Origin of the sequence: Mycobacterium sp., assembly GCF_035314905.1 — a bacterium.
Classification (GTDB): domain Bacteria; phylum Actinomycetota; class Actinomycetes; order Mycobacteriales; family Mycobacteriaceae; genus Mycobacterium.
In genome coordinates this window covers 11,396-33,496 of sequence record NZ_DATFYW010000231.1, presented here as the reverse complement: position 1 = coordinate 33,496, position 22,101 = coordinate 11,396, and the positions used below count along the sequence as shown (strand labels likewise).

The 22,101-nt window shown below is 69.8% G+C and carries 21 protein-coding genes; 12 read left to right on the top strand and 9 right to left on the bottom strand.

Features of this window, described 5'->3' with window-relative positions; all coding sequences use genetic code 11:
- On the bottom strand, positions 1–510 hold a 510-nt coding region (locus VKG81_RS20170), incomplete at its 3' end, for a hypothetical protein (RefSeq protein WP_324398497.1).
- Between the two features lie 18 nt (positions 511–528).
- Positions 529–984, bottom strand: coding sequence for a TauD/TfdA family dioxygenase (locus tag VKG81_RS21610; protein WP_414685347.1), 456 nt, complete (start codon positions 982–984; stop codon positions 529–531).
- Between VKG81_RS21610 and VKG81_RS20165 the strand changes: the two genes are divergently transcribed.
- Positions 961–1,173: a hypothetical protein gene (locus VKG81_RS20165; RefSeq protein ID WP_324398496.1), complete on the top strand. Its 213-nt coding sequence runs from the start codon at positions 961–963 to the stop codon at positions 1,171–1,173. The genes VKG81_RS21610 and VKG81_RS20165 overlap by 24 nt on opposite strands.
- Before the next feature lie 379 nt (positions 1,174–1,552).
- Here VKG81_RS20165 and VKG81_RS20160 read toward each other — a convergent pair whose 3' ends face one another.
- Positions 1,553–2,683: an adenylate/guanylate cyclase domain-containing protein gene (locus tag VKG81_RS20160; RefSeq protein ID WP_324398495.1), complete on the bottom strand. Its 1,131-nt coding sequence runs from the start codon at positions 2,681–2,683 to the stop codon at positions 1,553–1,555.
- Between the two features lie 227 nt (positions 2,684–2,910).
- Between VKG81_RS20160 and VKG81_RS20155 the strand changes: the two genes are divergently transcribed.
- Positions 2,911–3,342, top strand: coding sequence for an HIT family protein (locus VKG81_RS20155; protein WP_324398494.1), 432 nt, complete (start codon positions 2,911–2,913; stop codon positions 3,340–3,342).
- An 11-nt stretch (positions 3,343–3,353) separates the two neighbouring features.
- Positions 3,354–3,791: a nitroreductase family deazaflavin-dependent oxidoreductase gene (locus VKG81_RS20150; protein WP_324398493.1), complete on the top strand. Its 438-nt coding sequence runs from the start codon at positions 3,354–3,356 to the stop codon at positions 3,789–3,791.
- Here VKG81_RS20150 and VKG81_RS20145 read toward each other — a convergent pair.
- Together VKG81_RS20145 and VKG81_RS20140 are read right to left on the bottom strand one after the other, a co-directional pair.
- Complete coding sequence (locus VKG81_RS20145; protein WP_324398498.1) at positions 3,788–4,825, bottom strand: LLM class flavin-dependent oxidoreductase; 1,038 nt, start codon at positions 4,823–4,825, stop codon at positions 3,788–3,790. The two genes, VKG81_RS20150 and VKG81_RS20145, sit on opposite strands and share 4 nt — an antisense overlap.
- Positions 4,826–4,909: 84 nt before the next feature.
- Positions 4,910–5,779, bottom strand: a complete 870-nt coding sequence (locus VKG81_RS20140; protein ID WP_324398492.1) for a uracil-DNA glycosylase — start codon at positions 5,777–5,779, stop codon at positions 4,910–4,912.
- 28 nt (positions 5,780–5,807) lie between these two features.
- Here VKG81_RS20140 and VKG81_RS20135 point away from each other — a divergent pair, with 28 nt between their 5' ends.
- From VKG81_RS20135 to VKG81_RS20115, 5 genes are all read left to right on the top strand, one after another.
- Entirely contained in the window at positions 5,808–7,094 is a 1,287-nt protein-coding gene (locus VKG81_RS20135) for an MFS transporter (RefSeq protein WP_324398491.1), read from the top strand.
- Between the two features lie 21 nt (positions 7,095–7,115).
- Positions 7,116–8,483, top strand: a complete 1,368-nt coding sequence (locus VKG81_RS20130) for an FAD-binding oxidoreductase (RefSeq protein ID WP_324398490.1) — start codon at positions 7,116–7,118, stop codon at positions 8,481–8,483.
- Between the two features lie 89 nt (positions 8,484–8,572).
- Complete coding sequence (locus tag VKG81_RS20125) at positions 8,573–9,781, top strand: cytochrome P450 (protein ID WP_324398489.1); 1,209 nt, start codon at positions 8,573–8,575, stop codon at positions 9,779–9,781.
- Positions 9,781–10,380 (top strand): helix-turn-helix domain-containing protein, encoded by a 600-nt coding sequence (locus tag VKG81_RS20120; protein ID WP_324398488.1) that lies wholly within the window; start codon positions 9,781–9,783, stop codon positions 10,378–10,380. The genes VKG81_RS20125 and VKG81_RS20120 overlap by 1 nt, the downstream gene beginning before the upstream one ends.
- Entirely contained in the window at positions 10,370–10,738 is a 369-nt protein-coding gene (locus VKG81_RS20115) for a hypothetical protein (RefSeq protein ID WP_324398487.1), read from the top strand. The genes VKG81_RS20120 and VKG81_RS20115 overlap by 11 nt, the downstream gene beginning before the upstream one ends.
- Here the strand turns inward: VKG81_RS20115 and VKG81_RS20110 are convergent.
- Positions 10,719–11,858, bottom strand: a complete 1,140-nt coding sequence (locus tag VKG81_RS20110; RefSeq protein ID WP_324398486.1) for an acyltransferase — start codon at positions 11,856–11,858, stop codon at positions 10,719–10,721. The genes VKG81_RS20115 and VKG81_RS20110 overlap by 20 nt on opposite strands.
- A complete protein-coding gene (locus VKG81_RS20105; protein WP_324398485.1) occupies positions 11,858–13,567 on the bottom strand; it encodes a DEAD/DEAH box helicase in 1,710 nt (569 codons plus the stop codon). Before VKG81_RS20105 ends, VKG81_RS20110 begins: the two co-directional genes overlap by 1 nt.
- An 80-nt stretch (positions 13,568–13,647) precedes the next feature.
- Between VKG81_RS20105 and VKG81_RS20100 the strand changes: the two genes are divergently transcribed.
- From VKG81_RS20100 to VKG81_RS20085, 4 genes are all read left to right on the top strand, one after another.
- Complete coding sequence (locus tag VKG81_RS20100) at positions 13,648–14,235, top strand: LppP/LprE family lipoprotein (RefSeq protein ID WP_324398484.1); 588 nt, start codon at positions 13,648–13,650, stop codon at positions 14,233–14,235.
- Between the two features lie 12 nt (positions 14,236–14,247).
- Complete coding sequence (locus VKG81_RS20095) at positions 14,248–14,646, top strand: hypothetical protein (RefSeq protein ID WP_324398483.1); 399 nt, start codon at positions 14,248–14,250, stop codon at positions 14,644–14,646.
- Positions 14,647–14,733: 87 nt separating this feature from the next.
- Positions 14,734–18,174, top strand: coding sequence for a TM0106 family RecB-like putative nuclease (locus VKG81_RS20090; protein ID WP_324398482.1), 3,441 nt, complete (start codon positions 14,734–14,736; stop codon positions 18,172–18,174).
- Entirely contained in the window at positions 18,171–19,523 is a 1,353-nt protein-coding gene (locus VKG81_RS20085) for an FAD-binding oxidoreductase (RefSeq protein ID WP_324398481.1), read from the top strand. The genes VKG81_RS20090 and VKG81_RS20085 overlap by 4 nt, the downstream gene beginning before the upstream one ends.
- Here VKG81_RS20085 and VKG81_RS20080 read toward each other — a convergent pair.
- Both VKG81_RS20080 and VKG81_RS20075 read right to left on the bottom strand, forming a co-directional pair.
- Positions 19,520–21,448: an MFS transporter gene (locus VKG81_RS20080; protein ID WP_324398480.1), complete on the bottom strand. Its 1,929-nt coding sequence runs from the start codon at positions 21,446–21,448 to the stop codon at positions 19,520–19,522. The two genes, VKG81_RS20085 and VKG81_RS20080, sit on opposite strands and share 4 nt — an antisense overlap.
- A complete protein-coding gene (locus tag VKG81_RS20075) occupies positions 21,445–21,990 on the bottom strand; it encodes a PadR family transcriptional regulator (protein ID WP_324398479.1) in 546 nt (181 codons plus the stop codon). The genes VKG81_RS20080 and VKG81_RS20075 overlap by 4 nt, the downstream gene beginning before the upstream one ends.
- Between the last annotated feature and the right edge of the window lie 111 nt (positions 21,991–22,101).

The window sequence follows — 22,101 nt, the reverse complement described above, 5'->3', positions numbered from 1 at the left end:
CCATTCCTCGGTGTGTTCGCCGACCAACTTCACCGACCACGCCAGCGCGTCGGACCGCGACCGGGCGACGCCGGCGTCGACCAGCGTGTCGAGCACCTGCCGTTCCGGTTGCCGCAGGCGGGTCATCACCGGCACCGCGACATTGGTGAAGATGATCCGCTCGCCGCCGACCTCGACGCCCCAGGACACCGTGCGGCCGTAGCGGGCCTGCGCCTCATCGGCGATCCGCATCCGGTCGGGACGGGTCTCCTCCCGGAACCGTGCGGCCCGGCCCGCGCTGCGGGCGCCGGCACCTTCTCCCTCCGCGCCTTCGGCGCCCTCCGGCTCGGGGAGGCGCCCGATGACGGTGATCTCCTCGCGGTCGACCACGGCCTCCGGATCACCGGTGAACCAGCCGTCGGGCAGCCGCCCGGCGAACCAGTCCGGGGCGTCGCCGGCGTCGGGCTGCTGCGCTTGCTGCCACCCGCCGGGGCGGCCGAAACGTCGGCCATGTGCATGATGTGATCTCATGCTTACATTATTACACTGTTACACGGCAGGTGGGGTGGCTTTCTCCGACAGCGAAACGCCGGGTTGCCCGGTGGTACGTCTGTCCGACTCAGGCTCGGCGTTCACGCGCCAGAATCGGATTCGGTACCGCTGTCGTGCCGGGTCGACAAACTCTCTCCGGCCGTGCAACACGCAACGGTTGTCGATCAGGAGGGCATCCCCTCGGTCGAGGCGTAGCACCCGAACCGCCCCGCTGTTGCTGGCAACCGAAGCGGGAAGCCTGGCCGCCCGAGACTGGCCCCGAGGTTTGACCGGCTCCGAAAACGTGGACAACCTGAACGGCGTCAGCGCAGAGATGTACACCGGCTGAAAGCCCCAGTTAACAGTCCTGTAACTATGAGGCCAGCCAGGGGGCTGACAATCCCAGGTTGTTGCGCTCACGATCGAGATCCCTTGAAAGGGTGTGGAGACATGTCGAAGCAAGCAGCCGAACATCACAAGAAAGCAGCCGAACATCTCGAAGAGGCCGCTAAGCACCACGTGGAAGCCGCTAAACATCACGTGGAGGGCGTGTTTGACAAAGCCGCCCACCACGCCCACTCGGCGCATGCCCACCACGTTCAGGCCGTCGAGCACGCGGAGAATGCCGCCAAAGAGCACCTAAAAGCGCACGGCACCAAGTAGAGCCTCGACGGCGCACTGAGCTCAGCAGACCAGCTGGTGAAGTCGTCGTCGATCAACCGACCAGTTTGGCGTTCGAGGGACGCCGGTCGGCCACCCGGATGATCAGATCGTCAGTCATTACCGCCTGAATCAGGGTCACGCTCGGTTCGGTCGGCGGCGCAGGTCACTCACGCGTTCCCGGTTCGTCGGCCAGATGTGCCATTTTCACATCCGGTATCGAGCGCGTCGTGGTGAGCGAAGGCGTGCGAGTACAGAATTGTCTTATCAAGCGGTCAACACCGCCATGATCGTTCACTCTTCGACCGCAGGTCCCAATCATGTGGCGGAGCACTGACACCGCCTGGCGCCAAACCCACTGCGCCGCGGGACTATCCACAGATCAGGACTTGTCCACAACATCGGTTGCCCGCCGCGCGCGGAACAACCTGGTGTCCCCCTTGACGCCCTTGAGGTGGCGTGAGCCCGCGAACGACCACGAAAACTCTTCTGCGTCACCGATCAACTCGCGGGTCGACTCGGCCGTCAACACCGAACCGGGCCGCGCCACGCTCGTCACCCGGCTTGCCACGTTGACCGGGCTGCCGAACCAGTCCCCGGCGCGACTGACCGCCGAACCCGAAGCCAGCCCGACCCGCAACTGCGGCAAGTCCTCCTTGTCTGCGGCGGCCACCAGGTGGAGCGTTGCGTCCAACAGGGGTGCGGGTTCCGGCGACATGAGCATCACGGCGTCGCCGATCGTCTTGATCAATCGCACCGGCGGCACGGCCACGTCGCGCGCCAGGTCGGCGAGGCCCCGGGCGAGCCGTTCCAGGTCCTGGGGCGGCACCGCCTCGCCCAGTCGTGTGAAGCCCACCATGTCGGCGAATGCGATCGTCACCTGGCGCGCACCGGCCAACGCATGGCCAGCGGCCCGCTCCGACGCATTGACCGCTTCCGTCTCCATCGAATGGCGCAGCTGCAGGAACAGCATGTCCTGGATCATCGGGCCAAGGAGCGGGGCAATCCGACTCACCATCGCCTCCGACCGCTTGGCGATATCCAATTCCGTCGCGCCCGGTTGCGAGACCGCGGCCAGCGCCGTCCAGCGCATCGTCTCCGCCGCGCGAGCGAGGCCGTCGGCAAGCACCCGCACCACGGCGACCAACTGCTCGGGATCCAGACCCGCGTCGATGAACTCGAGTATTCGCGCGGCGGCCTCGGCGTCGGCACGCATGAGCACGGGCGCGTCCGGATCGTCGACCCGCGGCAAGCCGAGGGCCCGCTGCACACGCTGGAGCAGGTCGAGGTCGATTCCATGGCTCTCGGCGATTTCCCGCGCCGACAGGTAGGTCCCGTCGTCGCCTATCACGCGGCGGCCCGGCAACAGCATCGGGGCGAAGGCACCGCGGATCTGCTCCACCGCGAAGCCCCGTTCCAGGAGCCAGGCGATCAGTTCGGCCCGCTGCGCGCGCGCATCGCCCTCGAGGCCGTCCAGCAGCCCCGATGCCTCGATATCGACGTCAGCGGCCACTGCGTCAACCTACCTCCACGATCGCGCGCCCTCGAACGGTTTGGAGCACAATCCGACGCCTGCGCGGCGCAGGCCGTGGAGCCATGCGCCAGAACGCATTCCGCGGATGGGCGTAGGACCGACCCGCTCGCACGCGACGCCTCGCCCGGCATCGAGCCAAGGACAAGAATTGCACCGGTGTTCCGTTATTCATTCCTGCCTCCCGGACGCGACGTTACGGTGAGTACATGCCATGTGTGTTCTGCGACATCGTCGCGGGTAAAGCCCCGGCGATGAGGATCTACGAAGACGACGGGTATCTCGCGATCCTCGACATCCGGCCGTTCACCCGGGGCCACACGCTGGTGCTGCCCAAGCAGCACACCGTTGATCTGACCGACACCCCGACGGAAACGGTGGCCGACATGCTGGCCATCGGGCAGCGGATCGCCCGCGCGGCGCGGGAATCGGAGTTGCAGGCGGACGGCAACAACGTCGTCCTCAACGACGGCCGCGCCGCATTCCAGTCGGTGTTCCACATCCACCTGCACGTCGTGCCGCGGCGCAACGGAGACAAGCTGTCGTTCGCCAAGGGCATGGTGCTGCGGCGCGACCCGGACCGGGAAGCCACGGGGCGGATTCTGCGGGAGGCGCTGGCCAAGATCGACGCCGCGGGATGACACTTGCAAGCATGAGCTTCCTGGAAGAGAAACTGCTCCCGCCGGTGCTGCGGTTGCACGACGCGGTCTATCGGAACACGAACGGCTGGATCGGTCACCGGACCCTGGGGATTCCCAGCCTGCTGCTGCACACGGTCGGCGCCAAGACCGGAAAGCAGCGCACGACGTCGCTCACCTATGCGCGCAACGGCGACGACTACCTGGTGGTCGCCTCCAAGGGCGGTGATCCGAAAGCTCCCGGCTGGTATCACAACCTGAAGGCCAAGCCGAACGTCGAAATCAACGTCGGCCCGAAGCGATTCGGCGTCACGGCCCGGCCGGTGGTGCCCGGGGATCCCGATTACGACCGGCTGTGGGAGATCGTCAACAAGAACAACGCGAACCGGTACAAGGCGTATCAGAGCAAGACGTCGCGGCCGATCCCGGTGGTCGTGCTGACGCCGCGCTAGAACAACTCCTTGGCGAGCAGCTCCAGCGTGGCGTCCCGGCCCGGTGCGGTCGCGGGGTCGATGCCGCGCCGCGCCGAGGCGACGGGGTTGATCATCACCTCGTCGACGTCGAACCGCTCGGCCAGCGCGCGAACCTGATCGGCCGCCTCGGGCGCGGTGCCGACGACCGCGCGCCGCGCGCCGGCGTCGACGATCGCCTGCTCCTGCGGGCTGAGCCGGGCCGCCTCGGCGTCCTCCACCAGGTCGAGAGGCCCGAGCGGCTGCCCGGTGCGCAACCGGGCCATCATCTGCAGGTTCGGCAGCAGCAGCGCCTCGGCCTCGTCGCGGGTCGGCGCGACCGCGGCGTTGACCGTCAGGAACGTCACCGGCTCGGGCGCCAGGTCGCTGGGCACGAACTCGCGGCGGTACGTCGCCAACGCCTCCTCGGTGCCCTGCCCGGAGAAGTGGTGCGCGAACACATACGGCAGGCCCTTGGCCGCGGCCAGCCGCGCCGAGTACATCGACGAGCCGAGCAGCCACAGCCTCGGTTCGCTGGTCGCGGCCGGCGTGGCTTTGAGGATGTAGCGCTCGCGGGGGATCGCGACACGCACGCCGCGGGCGCTCATCAGCGCGCGCACGTCGTCGAGATAGTCGGGGAAGTTCTCGATGTCGCGATCGTCCCGCCCGGCCGGACCGCGCAACATCAGCGACGTGACCGGGTCGGAACCCGGCGCCCTGCCGATGCCGAGGTCGATGCGCCCGGGATAGGCGGCCTCGAGCAGCGCGAACTGTTCGGCCACCGCCAGCGGCGCGTGGTTGGGCAGCATCACCCCGCCCGAACCCAGCCGCAGCTGCGAGGTTTGCGCACCCAGGTACGCGATCAGCACCGGCGGGCTGGTGGCCGCCACGGAAGGCATGTTGTGGTGCTCGGCGACCCAGTACCGGGTGTAGCCGAGCCGGTCGGCGGTCTGCGCCAGCCGCAGCGTCGCGGACAGCGCATCCGACGTCGACTGGTCGGTGCGCACGGGGACGAGGTCAAGGACGGAAAGCCGCATGCGAGAGTCAACGTGTCCGGTCATCGGGATAGTCCTGGAGAAGCCGATACGCGAGTGTTGTTCCCGGCCGCGCCCGCGTCGGGGTCATCGAATCCCCGCCGTCATCCTGGCCCTGGCGAAGATGTCGTCCAGCATCGCCGGGGTCAGCCTGCCGGTGAACGTGTTCTGCTGGCTCGGGTGGTAGCACCCCAGCAGCACCACGTCGCGATCAGTCGTGCGCAGCGAGACGGCGGCACCGTGCCCGAACTTCGGCGCCGGTGACTCGACGGTGCCGACCATGTTCAGCGCCGCACGCCAGGCGAACGCGCCGAGCGCGACGATCACGCGGACGTGGTGGCCGATCAGGCGCCATTCCGCGGCCAGCCAGGGCGCGCAGGTCTGCCGCTCGCCGGGTGTCGGCGCATTGCCCGGGGGTGCGCACCGCACCGCCGCCGCCATCCGGGTGTCTATCAGCGTCGTGCCGTCGGCCGCGTCGACGCTGTCCGGCGACGTGGACAGACCGGCGCGGTAGAGCGCCGCGTACAACACGTCACCGGAACGGTCCCCGGTGAACACCCGCCCGGTGCGGTTGCCGCCGTGCGCCGCGGGCGCGAGGCCGAGAATGAGCATCTTCGGGCCGGCCGAACCCCAGCCCGGAACGGGCCGCCCCCAGTACGGCTGATCGGCGAACGACTTCCGCTTGCCCGCAGCGACCTGTTCGCGCCACTCGACCAGCCGCGGACATGCGCGGCACACCGACACCAAGGCGTCGAGCTGCCGAAGCGTTTTCACATTCGACGCCTCGGCGGCGACCTGCGCGGGCGTCGCCGCGACCGCGGTGCGCGGGGTCGCCGGGTCGCCCGGCCAGCCGGCACCGGGTGGCACCGGCGAGTCGAACTGCATACCGACGCGTGGATGGGGCAGACGCACCGATCTACTGTGCACGGCGCGCAAATTCGGTCGCCGACCGGGCATGCCCGCTGCTAGATTTCTCCCCGTTCCCATGTCTCGGTCATCCCCCGGTCGCTCCGATCCCGGCCGCCGGACGCCCTCGCGCCGCCCTGTTTTCGTCCTGATGTTCGCGGCGCTGGCCGCGTCGGCCGGAAACGGCATCTCGATCGTCGCGTTCCCATGGCTGGTGCTGCAGCGCAACGGCAGCGCTCTGGAGGCGTCGGTCGTCGCCGGCGCGGCGTCCCTCCCGCTGCTGTTCTCCACGCTCATCGCCGGCACCGCAGTGGATTTCCTTGGCCGCAAGCGCATTTCAATTCTTTCCGATGTGCTGTCGGGGACCACCGTGGCCACGGTCCCGGTGCTGGCTCTCACCCTGGGCCAGCAGAGCATCAACGTCGCGGTGCTCGCGACACTGGCGGCACTGGGCGCGGTATTCGACCCGGCCGGGATCACCGCCCGCCAGTCGATGCTGCCGGAAGCCGCGGCGCGGGCCGGCTGGACGCTGGACCGCACCAACGGGCTCTACGAAGCCGTGTTCAACGTGGCCTACATCGTCGGTCCCGGCCTGGCGGGCCTGCTGATCGGCACCATCGGCGGAATCAACACGATGTGGGTCACCGCCGCGTTCTTCGGGCTGTCGATCCTGGCGGTCGGCGTGCTCCGGCTGGAGGGCGCGGGGCCGCCAACCGTCGAGGAGCGGCCGGAGGGAGTCTGGGCCGGCATGCTCGACGGTTTGCGGTTCGTCTGGAACGTCAAGGTGCTGCGCACGCTGGCGCTGGTCGACCTGGCGATGACCGGGCTGTACCTGCCGATGGAAAGCGTGCTGTTCCCGAAGTACTTCGCCGATCACGACGAGCCCGCGCAACTGGGCTGGGTGTTGATGGCGCTGAGCATCGGCGGCCTGGTCGGCGCGCTGGCTTATCCGCTGGTGGTGCGGCACCTGACGCGGCGGGCGATCCTGCTCACCGCGACGCTGACGCTCGGCATCTGCACCGCGCTGATCTCGCTGCTGCCGGCGCTGGCGCTGATCCTGCTGCTGTGCGCGCTCGTCGGCCTCGTCTACGGGCCAATCGCGCCGATCTACAACTACGTGATGCAGACCAAGTCGCCGCCCGCGCTCCGGGGCCGGGTGGTCGGCGTGATGACGTCGCTGGCCTACGCCGCCGGTCCGCTCGGATTCATGCTGGCCGGTCCGCTCGCCGACACGTTCGGGCTGCGGACCACGTTTCTCGCCCTGGCCGTACCGATGATCGCGATCGGGTTGGCGGCACTGCTGCTGCCGTCGTTGTACGAGCTGGATCGCAGGTCGGAGCGGCAGCCGTCGGCCGAATTGGAATAGACCGGCTCGTAGCATCGAGTTATGAGCGCGGATGTGCTGGCGAGCCTGATCGAAGAGCTGCCCGAAGGAATGGTCGTCACCGATCCCGCGAAGACCGACAAGTACCGCCAGGACCGCGCGCTCGACCCGTCGGCCGGCAAGCCCATGGCCGTGCTGCGGCCGCTTCGCACCGAGGATGTGCAGGCGGTGTTGCGCTGGGCGAGCCGGCACCGCATCCCGGTGGTGCCGCGGGGCGCGGGAAGCGGCCTGTCCGGCGGCGCGACGGCGCTGGACAACTGCATCGTGCTCGCCACCGAGCGGATGCGCGACATCACCGTCGACCCGGTGACCCGGACCGCGGTGTGCCAGCCCGGGCTGTTCAACGCCGAGGTCAAGAAGGCAGTGGCCGAGCACGACCTGTGGTACCCGCCGGATCCGTCGTCGTTCGAGATCTGCAGCATCGGCGGCAACGTCGCGACAAACGCCGGCGGCCTGTGTTGTGTGAAGTACGGCGTCACCACCGACTACGTCCTCGGGTTGCAGGTGGTGCTGGCCGACGGCACCGCGGTGCGGCTCGGGGGCCCCCGGCTCAAGGACGTCGCGGGCCTCAGCCTGACCAAGCTGTTCGTCGGTAGCGAGGGCACGATCGGCGTGATCACCGAGATCACGCTGCGGCTGCTGCCGAAGCAGCATCGGTCGAGCACGGTCGTGGCGACCTTCGCCTCCGTCGCGGCCGCGGTCGACGCGGTGCTGGGCGTGTCGAGCAGGATGCGCCCGTCGATGCTGGAGTTCATGGACTCCGTCGCGGTGAACGCGGTCGAGGACAAGCTCCGGATGGGCCTGGACCGCGACGCCGCGGCCCTGGTGATCGCCGGCTCCGACGAACGCGGCCGGTCCGCCGGGGAAGACGCCGAGGTGATCGCCGCCGTATTCGCGGAAAATGATGCGACAGAAGTCTTTTCGACCGACGACCCGGACGAGGGCGAGGCGTTCGTCGCTGCCCGCCGGTACGCGATCCCGGCCGTGGAGGCCAAGGGAACGCTGCTGCTCGAGGACGTCGGCGTGCCGTTGCCACGGCTGGGTGAGCTCGTCACCGGAGTCGCGCGCATCGCGGCCGAGCGCGACGTGATGATCTCGGTGATCGCACACGCCGGCGACGGCAACACCCACCCGCTCATCGTCTACGACCCCAGCGACCGGGCCATGAAGCAGCGCGCCGAGGTGGCGTTCGGGGAGATCATGGACCTGGCAGTGGGCCTCGGCGGCACGATCACCGGCGAGCACGGCGTCGGCAGGCTCAAGCGGCCCTGGCTGGCCGGCCAGATCGGGCCCGGCGCGATGGCCCTCAACCAGCGAATAAAGGACGCGCTGGACCCCGCGGGGATCCTCAACCCCGGCGCCGCAATTTAGGAACGATTTCGCGCCAATCATTGACACTTGTGCATCCCCTGTCGTACGCATAAGACATGACGGTTACTTTGTCTCAAGGGTCACCGGTCATGTTCGAACTCGCCAACGCTCACAGCTGGGCGGACCCTTGGCCGATGTACGCCGCGCTGCGCGACCGCGACCCGGTGCACCACGTCATTCCCCGGGAGAACCCGGCGCACGACTACTGGGTGCTGTCACGGCACGCCGACATCTGGCAGGCCGCGCGAGACCACGAGACGTTCTCCTCCGCCCAGGGGCTGACCGTCAACTACCGCGAACTCGAAATCATCGGGCTGCAGGACAACCCGCCGATGGTGATGCAGGACCCGCCGGTGCACACCGAGTTCCGGAAACTGGTCGCCCGGGGCTTCACCCCCCGCCAGGTGGAGGCGGTCGAGCCGGCGGTTCGCGCGTTCGTCGTCGAACGCCTGCGGCGGCTGCTCGCCTCCGGTGGTGGCGACATCGTCGCCGAGCTGTTCAAACCGCTGCCCTCGATGGTCGTCGCGCACTATCTGGGCGTGCCGGAAGAGGACCGGGCACGGTTCGACGGCTGGACCGAGGCCATCGTCGCGGCCAACACCACCAGCGGCGGAATCGGCGACGCGATCGACTCGCTGGGTGACGCCGTGACCTCGATGACGGGCTACTTCAACGAGCTGATCGAGCGCCGCCGCCGCGAGCCGGGCGACGACACGGTGTCGCACCTCGTCGCGGCGGGGGTCGGCGCGGACGGCGACATCGCGGGCACCCTGTCGGTGCTGGCGTTCACGTTCACGATGGTCACCGGCGGCAACGACACCACCACCGGCATGCTCGGCGGTTCGGTGCAGCTGCTGCAGCGCCGGCCCGACCAGCGCAGGCTGCTGGCCGAGCACCCGGAGCTGATTCCCGCCGTGATCGACGAGCTGCTGCGGCTGACGTCACCGGTGCAGGGCCTGGCCCGCACCCTCACCCGTGACGTGACGATCCACGACACCACCATGCGGGCCGGCCGCAAGGTGTTGCTGCTGTACGGGTCGGCCAACCGCGACGAGCGCCGGTACGGCCCGGATGCCGGCGAGCTCGACGTGACGCGCCGGCCACGCAACATCCTGACGTTCGGCCACGGCGCCCACCACTGCCTGGGCGCGGCCGCCGCGCGCATGCAGTCGCGGGTCACGCTGAGCGAACTGTTGACCCGCTGCCCGGATTTCGACGTGGACGAGTCCGGCATCGTCTGGGCCGACGGCAGCTACGTGCGGCGACCGCTGTCGGTGCCGTTCCGGGCGGCCCGCTGATGTCCGGCGACTGGCTGGCGGCGCGCCGCACCGAGGTCGCCGCAGACCGGATCCTGGACGCGGCGGCCGAGCTGTTCGCGCAGCGCGACGTCGCCGGGGTCGGGATGCACGAGATCGCCAGGGCCGCCGGATGTTCACGTGCGACGCTGTATCGCTACTTCGAGAACCGCGACGCGCTGCACACCGCGTTCATGCACCGGGAGACCTATCGGCTGCATTACACGATCATCGACCAGATCACCGGCATCCGGGACCCCGGGGACCGGCTGGTCGAGGGCGTGATCGCGGCGCTGGGACTGGTCCGCAACAGCCCGGCCCTGGCCTCGTGGTTCTCCACGAGCCGGCCCCCGCTCGGGGCCGTGATCGCCGATCAGGACGACGTGGTCAAGGCGCTGACCGCGGCGTTTCTGACGTCGCTCGCCCCCGACGAGCCCGCGGTGGTCGAACGTCGCGCCCGGTGGCTGGTGCGGGTGATGACCTCACTGCTCGTGTTTCCCGGCGAGGACGAGAACGACGAACGCGCAATGGTCCGCGAGTTCGTGGTGCCGATGGTCGTGGCTGGGGGGTTATCGGCGGAGTTCGCTCGCGGTGCCGACTAGCGACGACCTTCTCCTGCATCAGGTCCACGCGGCCAAGCTCGCCGCTGACATCGCGGCGTCCGTCGTGTCGCTCACCATGATCTGGCGGGGCCGGCGGGGCGCCGGCCTGGTGGTTCATTTTCTCATTCCGGTCGCCGCGTCGGCGGCCCTGTTACGCACCGACACATCCCGGCTGCGCCTGAGCCGTCGAGGCCGGTATGTGCTGAAGCACATGCCGCCGGCGGCCCAGGCGGTTCGGCTCGCCGGCGATGCGGTGATGACCGCGGGCGCGTGGCGGCGCAGCGGTCTTCTCGTCGCGGCCGGCGGGCTGGTCGTGATCGGCGGCTGGTCGCACGGCATCACGGCCGGGCGCGGGTGAACCGGTGCAGCAGCCAGGCCAGCGGGATCGTCATCGCCAGCGTCACGACCAACAGCAACGGCATCGAGCCGGTGTAGATCGGGTAGCGCAGCACCTCGACCATCGCGATCTCCATCACGATGAGGTGAATCAGGAAGATCTCATAGGAGATCTCGCCGAGCCACACCATCGGCCCCGTGGCCAGCAGCCGCGAATACCAGCCGCGGTTGCCCAGGGCCAGCGGCCCCACCACGACGGTCGCGATCACCGCGTAGAACGCCGCCTTGGACAGGGCCTCCCACAGCCTGGCCGGCGACGTGGTGGGCTCCCCGGCGATCGGCGTGGACACAATGAAGTAGCAGACCACCGCGAGCGGCAGGCACGCGGCCGCGTACCACCGCACGCCGATCACCTGCAGCACCGCGAGCATCATGCCGCCGATGAACCACGCGAGATAGCTCGGCAGCCACAGCCGCGCGCCGTCGGGCAGCCAGTCGGTGAGGTGCACCAGCACCAGCCACGCCGGTGTCAGCGCGGCAAGCGCGCACAGGCCGGCGAGCAGCAGGCGCGGACGCCAGCGCCGCCGGCACAGCACCGTCAGCAGCAGGTAGGTCAGCAGGGGCAGCGCCACGTAGAACGCGACTTCGACCGCCAGGCTCCACATCTGCGTCAGCCCCTGATGCAGGTAGGAGTACAGGTAGTGGTCGGTGTAGATCTGGGTCAGGGTCAGGTTGCGGAACAACCCCATCCAGGTGTGGCCGGGATTGGGCCCCGCAGTCCGGAATTCGTACACCAGAAAGGCCGCGAAGACCGTCACCGTGTATGCCGGCATGATGCGCCGCACCCGGTGCCAGGCATAGCGCGCCAGCGGTGGCGGCGGACCGTCGGTGGCCGCGGCCTTGACCCACGGGCCGAACAGCAGGAAGCCGGACAGCACGAAGAAGATCGGCACGCCGATCTCCATGCGCGAGTACGTCAGCCCGACGTAGCCGTGGGTGTACTTGCCGGTGATGTAGGCGGCGTGCGTCGCGACCACCAAAATCGCCGCGACCGCGCGGATGCCGGTGAGCGAGGCAACCCGCTCGGCCCCCGACACCGATTCCAGGCCGCCCCGCGGCTGGACGCCCTCGGACAGGGCCATCACGACTTCCGTTTGGTCTTCGTCGTCTTCGTCTTTGTCGGGGGGCGGTCGGGCTGCAGATTGATCAGCACGCCTGAGATGCGGGTCCGCTCCAGGGCTTTCAGTGTCTCGGGGGGCAGCCTGGCCGGCAGCTCGACGAGCGAGAAGTCCGGGCGGATCGTGATGTGCCCGAAGTCGCTGCGGTGCAGGCCACCTTCGTTCGCGATCGCGCCGACGATCGCGCCCGGGCCAATCTTGTGCCGCTTGCCGACCGAGATGCGGTAGGTGGCCATGCCGTCGCCGGGCCGGCGCGATCGGTCCTGGCTCCGCCTGCTTTCGGGACGCGGCGCCCCTGCCACGGGCCCCCGGCGCTGCGGCTCCGGCCGCATCAGGAACTCCTCACCGTCGCGCGACTGCGTCGCCAGCGCGGCGGCGATGTCGGCCATCGGGACGTCGTGCTCGCGCTCGTAATCCTCGACCAGGCCGCGGAACAGCTCGACTCCGGGCGCATTGAGCGAGTCGGTGATCGAATCGCGGAACTTGGCCACCCGCTGGGCGTTGACGTCCTCGACGGTGGGCAGCGCGGCCTCGGTGAGCTTCTGGCGGGTGGCCTTCTCGATCGCCTTGAGCAGGTGGCGTTCCCGCGGCGAGACGAACAGCAACGCCGACCCCGACCGCCCGGCGCGGCCGGTGCGGCCGACGCGGTGCACGTACGACTCGGTGTCGTGCGGGATGTCGTAGTTCAGCACGTGCGAGATCCGCTCGACGTCCAGGCCGCGCGCCGCGACGTCGGTCGCGACGAGGATGTCGACGCTGCCGTCCTTCAGCGCCGCGATCGTCTTCTCGCGCTGAGCCTGCACGACGTCCCCGTTGATGGCGGCCGCCGAAAAGCCACGGGCCCTCAGCCTTTCCGCGACCTCCTCGGTGGCCTGCTTGGTGCGGACGAAGACGATCATCGCCTCGAACGGCTCGACCTCCAGCACGCGGGTCAGCGCGTCCATCTTGCGCGGCCCGGCCACCTCGATGTAGCGCTGGGAAATGTTCTCCGCCGTGGTGGTTTCGGCTTCGACCGTGACCTCAACCGGGTCGTGCAGGTACTTCGACGTGATGGCCCGGATGGCCGCGGGCATCGTCGCCGAGAACAACGCCACCTGCTTGTACTCCGGGGTGTCGGCCAAGATGCGTTCGACGTCCTCGGCGAAGCCCATCGCGAGCATCTCGTCGGCCTCGTCGAGAACCAGGTAGTCGATGTGCGACAGGTCGAGCGTGCCGCGTTCGAGGTGGTCGATCACCCGGCCGGGGGTGCCGACCACGACCTGGGCGCCGCGGCGCAGGCCGGCGAGCTGCACGTGGTAGGACTGGCCGCCGTAGATCGGCAGCACGTTGAGGCGCCGCAGGTGCGTGCCGTAGCGGCCGATCGCCTCCGCCACCTGCAGTGCCAGCTCACGGGTCGGCGCCAGCACCAGCGCCTGGGTGGTGGTGCTCTCGGTGTCGATCTTGGACAGGATCGGGATCGCGAATGCCGCCGTTTTGCCGGTTCCGGTCTGGGCGAGGCCGACCACGTCGGATCCGGCCATCATCGCCGGGATCGTCGCGGCCTGGATCGCCGACGGCGACTCGTAGCCGACATCGTCGACCGCCCGCAGCACGGAGGGGTGAATCTGCAGGTCGGCGAACGTCGCTGCAGGCGTCGAGGCGGGCACCGTGGCGTCCGGGTTCGGGGAGTCCATCGGATCTGAAGTCTAATGGGAGGGCGGCATCGGCCCCGCCTTCCCGGAAGTCGCCACGACTGGCGGTACGGTGCGCTCTTGTGTGGGGCAGGATCGCGACTGCCGCCGCCCTGGCCGGGGTCGGCGCGGCGGCGGCGGCGGCGCTGGCGGGATGCGGTTCGGGCGACTCCACCGTCGCGAAAACCCCGGCGCCGAGAAGCGTCGTGGCGACCACGACGCCGGCGCCGCCTCCGCCGCCGCCGGCTCCTGTGACGACCCCTGTGCCCAGCACCACCGTCTCGGCGGCGGCCGACCCGTGCGCGGTCAATCTCGGTGCCGCGGAGATCACCAAGGCCGCTTCCAGCTTGGCGCCCGACCCGCGGAGCGGGCAGGGCTGGAGCGCAGAGCCGATGGCGGGCAACTACAACGAGTGCGCGCAACTGTCGGCTGTCATCGTCAGGGCCAACACCAACGCCGAGAACCCGAACACCCGGGCAATCATGTTCCACCAGGGCAAGTTCATCCCGACCGGTGTGCCGGACACGTTCGGCTTCAACGGGATCGACTCGTCGGCGAGCACCGGCGACACCGTCGCGCTGAAGTATTCCAACGGCGTGTCCGGCCTGGACAGCGTCGTGAAATTCCGGTGGAACGGCAACGGCGTCGAGCTCGTCGCCAACACCGGCTGAGGCGGAACGGCGATGAGGGACTTCTCCCGTGCTTCGACCCCGACCCTGGCCGTCGTCGCGGCCGCGCGTGTCGGCGTGGGACTGGCCATGGTCGCGGCGCCGGGCTGGTTCTTCTCGCCTGGATCGGGCACCGAAACGCTTCTGATGCGGACCATCGGGATCCGCGATGTGGCCCTCGGGTCGGGTGCCTGCGCCGCGCTGGCGTGCGCCGGGGAGAAGCAGTTTCGGCGGTGGGCAGCCACCGGCCTGTTCAGCGACAGCGCCGACATCGTCGCAGGGCTCACCTGTCGGCCCGGGGTCGGGGCCGGAAGCGCCGCGATCGCGACGCTCGCGCCCGTCCCATTCGTCGCCGCGGGCGTCTTCGGGCTTCTGTGCGGGGGGCGGTCGCGGGTGGGCGGGCGCGACACTTAACCAGCTGCAGCGACACGCCGATTCGGGCCGCAGTGGTTTGAGTTTCGCGGTGACTGGGACGTCGGTGGGCTGCCCTACAGTGACACCGTGTTCGTCGACGACGGCTTGGTGATCTACAGCGCATCCGATCTGGCAGCGGCTGCCCGCTGCGAGTACGCGCTGCTGCGCGCGTTCGACGCCAGGCTCGGGCGCGGGCCTGAGGTGGACGCGGACGGCGACGAACTGCTGAGGCGCACGGTGGAGCTCGGCGGGGAGCACGAAGAACGCGAGCTGGCGCGGTTCGTTGCGGCCTACGGCGACGGGGTGGTGAGGATCGGCCGGCCGTCCTATACAGTCGCGGCGTTTCGGGCGGCCGCCCGCGCCACCGCCGCGGCGTTTCGCAGTCAGCCGGCGGTGGTGTATCAAGCCGCGCTGTTCGACGGGCGGTTCGTGGGGTTCGCCGACTTCGTGGTCCGGGACGGGGACGCGTACCGGGTGCTGGACACCAAGCTGGCGCGGCGCGCCAAGATCGAGGCGCTGCTTCAGGTCGCGGGGTACACCGACGCGCTGCGGGCCATGGGGGTTCCCGTGGCGCGGACGGCCGGGCTGATTCTCGGCGACGGATCGGTCGTCGACTACCCGGTCGACGATCTGATCCCGGTGTACCGGCAGCAGCGGGCCGCGCTTGAGAAGCTGCTGGACCGGCACCTGGCCGGCGGCGAGCCCGCCAGCTGGGCCGATCAACAGGTCGGCGCCTGCCTGCGATGCCCGGCCTGCGAACCGCACATCCGCGAAGACGACGACCTGGTGCTGGTCGCCAACATGCGGCCCAGCCAACGGGCCACGCTGATCGAGGCCGGCGTCAGCACGGTTGCGGGGCTCGCCGCCCACACCGGGACGATAGAAGGGCTGGCCGAGCACACGCTGGCGACGCTGACGGCGCAGGCGCGGCTGCAGGTGGCGGAGAGGGAGTCCGGCGAGCCGCGGTTCGAGGTGTTCGACCCCGAGCCGCTGGGCGCACTGCCCCAACCCGACCCGGGCGACCTCTTCTTCGACTTCGAGGGCGACCCGCTGTGGACCGACGACGGCGTCACCTGGGGGTTGGAGTATCTGTTCGGCGTGCTTGAGACCAACGGGGCGTTCCGCCCGCTGTGGGCACATGACCGCCGCAGCGAACGCAAGGCGCTCGCCGACTTCCTGGCGCTGGTGCGCAAGCGCCGCAAGCGCCACCCGAACATGCACATCTACCACTACGGCGCCTACGAGAAGACGGCGCTGCTGCACCTCGCCGCCCGCTACGGCGTCGGCGAGGACGACGTCGACAACCTGCTGCGCGATGACGTCCTGGTAGACCTGTTGCCGCTGGTGCGCAAGAGCATTCGGGTCGGCGCGGAGTCCTACAGCCTGAAGTCGCTGGAACGGCTCTACATGGGCAGCGATCGCCGCTCCGGGGACGTCACCACGGCCGCCGACTCGATCACCCAGTACGCGCGCTACACAGCGCTGCTCGACGCCGGCCGCGCCGACGAGGCAGGCGGCGTGCTCAAGGAGATCGAGGACTACAACCGATACGACTGCAGGTCGACGCGGTTGCTTCGAAACCAGCTGCTGCTGCTGGCCTTCGAAGGGGGCACCGCCCACCTGCGCCGGGATGCCGGACCCGGCGAACAGGTCCCCCCGGACGACGACGTCGCCGCGACGCTGACCCGCTTCGCCGGCGAGCCCGCGGTCAGCGGCCCGCGCGATCCGGAGCAGACCGCGGCTGCGCTGATCAACGCCGCCCGCGGGTACTACGTCAGGGAGCGAAAGCCGCACTGGTGGGCCCACTTCGACCGGTTGGTCAACCCGGTCGACGAGTGGGGCGACACCTCGGGGGTGTTCCGCGTCGACCGCGCCGAGGTGACCGCGGACTGGCATCTGCCGCCACGAGCCCGCAAGCCGCGCAGGCAGGTGCGGCTGACCGGCGAACTGCTCAACGGCGCGCTTGTCACGGGCAGGCAAGTCTGCGTGCTCTATGACCGGCCCGCGCCGCCCGGCCTGGACGATGCCCACCCCGATCGGCGAGCCGCGGGCACCGCCACGCTGTGCGAGATCACACACGAAGTGGCCGGGGTGCCGGTGCAGGTCCTCATCGAGGAGACGGGGGGCAATGCGGGACCCTTCGATCACCTTCCGATGGCGATCACACCGGGCTATCCGATCAAGACCGACAGCCAGCAGCGGGCTGTCGACGCGCTGGCCGCTGAAGCCGCTGCGGCCCTGCAGGAGTCGCCTCCGCAGCTGCCGCGCTGCGCCGCGGTGGACATCCTGTGCCGCCGAGCCCCCCGCACCGCGTCGGGGGCTGTGCTGCCCCGCGCCGATTCCGACATCGAGTCGATCACCACGGCGCTGCTGGATCTCGACCGGTCATATATCGCCGTGCACGGGCCGCCGGGCACCGGCAAGACGTACACCGGCGCACGGGTCATCGCCCGGCTGGTGAACGAAAACCACTGGCGGATAGGCGTTGTCGCGCAGTCACACGCAGTCGTCGAGAACGTCCTCAGAGAGGTCGTCCGCGCCGGCGTCGACCCTTCGGTGGTGGCCAAGAAGACGCCGCACGATCCCGCACCCGCGTGGCAGAGGATCAACGAGAACCAGTACGCGGCCTTCATCGACGCGAACGCCGGTTGCGTCGTCGGCGGTACCGCATGGGACTTCTCCAACGACAACCGGGTGGTGCCCGGCAGCCTGGACCTGGTGGTGATCGACGAAGCCGGCCAGTTCTCGCTCGCCAACACCGTCGCCGTCGCCCGCGCCGCCCGTAATCTGCTGCTGCTCGGCGATCCGCAACAGCTCGCCGAGGTCAGCACCGGCATCCACCCCGAACCGGTGGACACCTCCGCGCTGGGCTGGCTGGTCGGCGGACGCGATGTGCTGCCAGACGAATTCGGTTACTTCCTCGCGCAGACTCGCCGCATGCACCCCGCGGTGTGCCGGGCGGTTTCGGCGCTGTCCTACGACAACAGGCTGCAACCGCATCCGGTGACCGCGACGAGGCGCCTCGAGGGACACGCCCCCGGCCTTCGCACGCTGTGCGTCGAACACACCGACAACGACACCGCCAGCGCCGAGGAAGCCCAACGCATCGCCGAGGAGATCCGCGGATTGATCGGCACCCCGTGGACGGACGGCGACACCACGCGGCCGTTGGCGGGCGCCGACGTGCTGGTCGTCGCCGCGTACAACGCGCAGGTGCTGCAGGTGCGGCGCCACCTGCGCGATGCCGGTCTCGTCGACGTGCAGGTGGGGACCGTGGACAAGATCCAGGGCGGACAGGCGCCGGTCGTGTTCGTGTCGATGGCCGCCTCCACCGTCGACGACGTGCCCCGCGGGATCTCGTTTCTGCTGCACCGCAATCGGCTCAACGTCGCGATCAGCCGGGCGATTTACCTCGCGGTGATCGTCCGGTCCCCGGCGTTGACGCAGTATCTGCCGTCGACCCCGCACGGACTGATCGAGCTGGGCGCCTTTCTGTCGCTGTCGCCGTGCGATACACCGGCGCGATGAGCACCGCGGATCGGCTGGGCGGCATCGTCGGTCGCGGGCATGTGGTCACAGACCCCGACGTCCTCGCCGGACGCAGCGTCGACCACACCGGCCGCTACCGCGGTCGCGCCGCCGCGCTGGTGCGGCCCGGCTCGGCCGAAGAGGTCGCCGCGGTGCTCGCCGCCTGCCGCGACGCCGGCGCGCACGTGACGATCCAGGGCGGCCGCACGTCGCTGGTCGCGGGCACGGTGCCCGAGCACGACGACGTGCTGCTGTGCACCGAGCGGCTCACCGGCATCGGTGAGGTCGACACCGGCGAGCGACGGGTGGGCGCCGGTGCCGGCGTGACGCTGGGCGCGCTTCAGCGTGCCGCCGCGGCGGCCGGCCTGGAGTTCGGCGTCGACCTGGCGGCCCGCGAGACGGCCACGCTGGGCGGGATGGCGTCGACCGACGCGGGCGGGCTGCGCACCGTGCGCTACGGCAACATGGGCGACCAGGTGCTCGGGCTGGAGGTCGCGCTGCCGGACGGGTCGCTGGTGCGCAGGCACAGCCGGGTGCGCCGCGACAACACCGGCTACGACCTGGCGTCGCTGTTCGTCGGCGCCGAGGGAACGCTCGGGGTGATCACCCAACTGGACCTGCGGCTGCACCCGACGCCGGCACACCGGGTCACCGCGGTGTGCGGGTTCGCCGGGCTGCCCGCGCTGGTGGCCGCCGGCCGGTCGTTCCGCGACCTCGACGGCATTGCCGCGCTCGAGATGATCGACGCGACCGGCACTGCGATCACAGCCGAGCGCCTCGGCGTCGCGACGCCTGTCGAGGGCCGGTGGCTGCTGCTGGTTGAGCTGGCCGGAGATCGCGACCTCACCGAACCGCTCGCCGACGCGTTGGACACCGTCGAGCTGTGCGGCGAACCGGCGGTCGGGGTGGACGCGGCGGCGCAGCAGCGGCTGTGGCGGCTGCGGGAGGCGATCACCGAGATCCTCGGTGTCTACGGGCCGCCGCTGAAGTTCGACGTGTCGCTGCCGCTCGCGGCGGTCGACGAGTTCGCCCACCGGTCCGCGAAGCTGATCGCCCAGCACGCGCCCGACGCGATCCCGCTGCTGTTCGGCCACGTCGGTGAAGGAAACCTGCATCTGAACGTGCTGCGCTGCGCGCTGGACGCCGACGGCGAAGGCGCGCTCTACACGGCGATGATGGAGCTGATCGCCGGCCTCGGCGGCAACGTCAGCTCCGAACACGGCGTCGGCAGCCGCAAGCGCGCCTACATCGGAATGTCGCGTGAGCCCGCCGACATCGCGGCAATGCGAGCGGTCAAGGCCGCGTTCGACCCAACCGGCTACCTGAACGCGGCGGTGATGTTCGACTAATCGCGGGTCGGCATCGAGTGGCGCCCGTAGGTCTTTTGGCCGGGGTCCGGCCGATGGTGATCCGGGTCCAGGCGGTGCCGGGCACGGCCCGAACCCAGGTCGCCTTCGCCGCGGAGCCGGTCGTAGATGTCCTGGAACCGATGCTCGTGCTCAACGTGAAAACCATTGTGCGCGAGACCAATTTGTTCGGCAGGTCGGTGCCAGCTGTGCAGCGGGTCGCGGTGCAAGGTTTCCATCGGTGCCCTGGGCCACAGATCCACCGGCTCGCCGCGGGCCGGCTCGGCTCTGGTCGCCATCGGCTCGGTGTCACCTTCGTCGGCGCCGGGCGCGGCCGGCGCCGGCCCGGGACGGGGGATCGTGTACTCGAAGTAGTCGTCGTCGTCCTCGAAGTGCTGGACGTAGCCGGCGTCGATCACCGGGATCACGTCGGTGCGCTCCGGATCGTCGGCGGTCATGTCGCCGGCGGCCGGCGCGGTCCTGCGCTCAGGCGCCGGGGACCGGGCCCCGACCAGGAACACCGCGGCGACGACCCCGAAGAGCGCCACGAAGGCAGGCAGCAGCATCGACTGCGACATCGCCGCGGAGAACGGCTCGTGCAGGAAACGGGGCAACTGCGTCACCGCGCCCGCCGCCGATGGCGCGCCGTCCGGCCTCGGGGGCAGCTCCGCGCTGATCCGGGCCGTCATGAACGCCGCCATGCCGGCGCTGCCGAGCACCGAGCCGACCTGTCGGATCGCGTTGTACACACCGGAGGCCGCCCCGGCCAGTCGCGCGGGAAGATTGCGGGTCGCCGTGGCCGCCAACGGCGCCCAGATGAACGACATCCCGACACCCATCGCCGCCATCGGCAGGACCAATCGCCAGATCGGCGTGGCCGGCGTCATCTCGATCGACAGCCAGGTCAGCGCGATCGACAGCACGGCGAAACCGAAACCGATCACCGGCGACGGGTGAGCACGGTCGACGATTCTGCCGACCATCGGGGCCAGCATTCCCGTCGCGATCGCCATCGGGGCGGTCAGCAGCGCCGCCCGGGTCGGCGACAGGCCGCAAATGCCCTGCAGGTAGAACATCAGCGGCAGCACCATCCCGACCGCCACGAACCCCATCACCGCGATCCCGAAGTTCGACAGGCTGAAGTCGCGGTCGCGGAACATCTCCAGCGGGATCAGCGGCTCGCGCCTGTTGACCAGCTGCCAGTAGGCGAAGACGGCCATCAAGCCCACGCCGCCGGCGATCATCGCCCAGATCCAGGGCGCCCAGTCGTGCGACTGGCCCTCCTGCAGAGCGAACACGATCAAGAACATGCCGGCCCCGGACAGCAGCACGCCGAGCATGTCGAAGCGGTGGCGGTGGGTCGGCAGCACCGGAACCAGCCAGACCGCCAGCACCAGGCCGACGAGGCCGACCGGCACGTTGACGAAGAAGATCCACTGCCAGCCGAGCCGGTCGACCAGCACGCCGCCGGCCAGCGGGCCGACCAGGGTGGCGACCCCGGCCGTGGCGCCCCACACGCTCATCGCCACACCGCGGCGCTCGGGCGGGAAGATGCGGGTGATCGTCGACAGCGTCTGCGGGGTCAGCAGCGCCGCGCCCAGCCCCTGGACCACCCGCGCGGCGATCAGCATGTCGATCGAGCCGGCCAGGCCGCACCACAACGACGACGCGGTGAAGACCGCCAGGCCCACCAGGTAGAGGTTCTTGGGGCCGAACCGGTCGCCCAGGCGGCCCGCGACCAGCAGCGGCACCGCGTACGCCAGCAGATAGGCGCTGGTCACCCAGATCACCGCGTCGTAGTCGGTGTTCAGCTTCTCCATGATCCGCGGGTTGGCGACCGCGACGATCGTCGAGTCGACCAGGATCATGAAGAAGCCGACCATCATCGCCCACAGCGCCCGCCAGGGCTGAATGTCGTCGGCGGTCATGTCCCGACCCCCCGGGCGGGCCACAGGGTCTCGACGAACCGGCGCAGCCAGTCGATCTGGGCGGTGGTGGTGGCGAGCAGGTAATCCAGCGCCACCAGGTGCCCGGGCCGGCCGGCGCGGGCCAGCGCGCGCAACTCATCCGCACCGGCTTCCAGCAGGGCGATCCTGTGCCGCACCGCCCCCACCGCGGTCATCGGGTCGAGGTGGTGGATCTCGGCGAGTGCGACCACGAACTTGTCGAACTCGTTGACGGGGTGGGCGAGGCGCTCCCGCACCCGATCGGTCAGCGCGTCCGCTCCGGCGTCCGTCAGCTCGTAGGTGGTGCGTTCGGGCCGGTTGCCCGAGCGGCCGGTGCCGGTCTGGCGGATCAGTTTCTCGTCGGCCAGCCGATAGACCACGTGATACAGCGAGCCGGGCCGGACCTTCAGGATGCGGTCGCCATGCCGGGTGACCAGCGTCTGGAACATCTCGTAGCCGTGCATCGGTCGTTCGCGCAGCAGCGCCAGCACGGAGATGCCCAGCGAGGTCACCTGGTAGGCCATCGGGGTCCGTTTCGTCGTTCCGGCGTCGACTACTCCAGGTGGAGTAATCGGGTGCGACGCTACAAACTGGCGCCGCACGGGACAACTCGAGGCGGCCCCCGGGCCGCCGGT

Bases quoted from the DNA above. Each gene is read 5' to 3' on its own strand.
- VKG81_RS20165 (WP_324398496.1), top strand. From the start codon at position 961: ATGTCGAAGCAAGCAGCCGAACATCACAAGAAAGCAGCCGAACATCTC.
- VKG81_RS21610 (WP_414685347.1), bottom strand. From the start codon at position 984: ATGTTCGGCTGCTTGCTTCGACATGTCTCCACACCCTTTCAAGGGATC.
- VKG81_RS20155 (WP_324398494.1), top strand. From the start codon at position 2,911: ATGCCATGTGTGTTCTGCGACATCGTCGCGGGTAAAGCCCCGGCGATG.
- VKG81_RS20150 (WP_324398493.1), top strand. From the start codon at position 3,354: ATGAGCTTCCTGGAAGAGAAACTGCTCCCGCCGGTGCTGCGGTTGCAC.
- VKG81_RS20145 (WP_324398498.1), bottom strand. From the start codon at position 4,825: ATGCGGCTTTCCGTCCTTGACCTCGTCCCCGTGCGCACCGACCAGTCG.
- VKG81_RS20140 (WP_324398492.1), bottom strand. From the start codon at position 5,779: ATGCCCGGTCGGCGACCGAATTTGCGCGCCGTGCACAGTAGATCGGTG.
- VKG81_RS20135 (WP_324398491.1), top strand. From the start codon at position 5,808: ATGTCTCGGTCATCCCCCGGTCGCTCCGATCCCGGCCGCCGGACGCCC.
- VKG81_RS20130 (WP_324398490.1), top strand. From the start codon at position 7,116: ATGAGCGCGGATGTGCTGGCGAGCCTGATCGAAGAGCTGCCCGAAGGA.
- VKG81_RS20125 (WP_324398489.1), top strand. From the start codon at position 8,573: ATGTTCGAACTCGCCAACGCTCACAGCTGGGCGGACCCTTGGCCGATG.
- VKG81_RS20120 (WP_324398488.1), top strand. From the start codon at position 9,781: ATGTCCGGCGACTGGCTGGCGGCGCGCCGCACCGAGGTCGCCGCAGAC.
- VKG81_RS20110 (WP_324398486.1), bottom strand. From the start codon at position 11,858: ATGGCCCTGTCCGAGGGCGTCCAGCCGCGGGGCGGCCTGGAATCGGTG.
- VKG81_RS20105 (WP_324398485.1), bottom strand. From the start codon at position 13,567: ATGGACTCCCCGAACCCGGACGCCACGGTGCCCGCCTCGACGCCTGCA.
- VKG81_RS20095 (WP_324398483.1), top strand. From the start codon at position 14,248: ATGAGGGACTTCTCCCGTGCTTCGACCCCGACCCTGGCCGTCGTCGCG.
- VKG81_RS20085 (WP_324398481.1), top strand. From the start codon at position 18,171: ATGAGCACCGCGGATCGGCTGGGCGGCATCGTCGGTCGCGGGCATGTG.
- VKG81_RS20080 (WP_324398480.1), bottom strand. From the start codon at position 21,448: ATGACCGCCGACGACATTCAGCCCTGGCGGGCGCTGTGGGCGATGATG.
- VKG81_RS20075 (WP_324398479.1), bottom strand. From the start codon at position 21,990: ATGGCCTACCAGGTGACCTCGCTGGGCATCTCCGTGCTGGCGCTGCTG.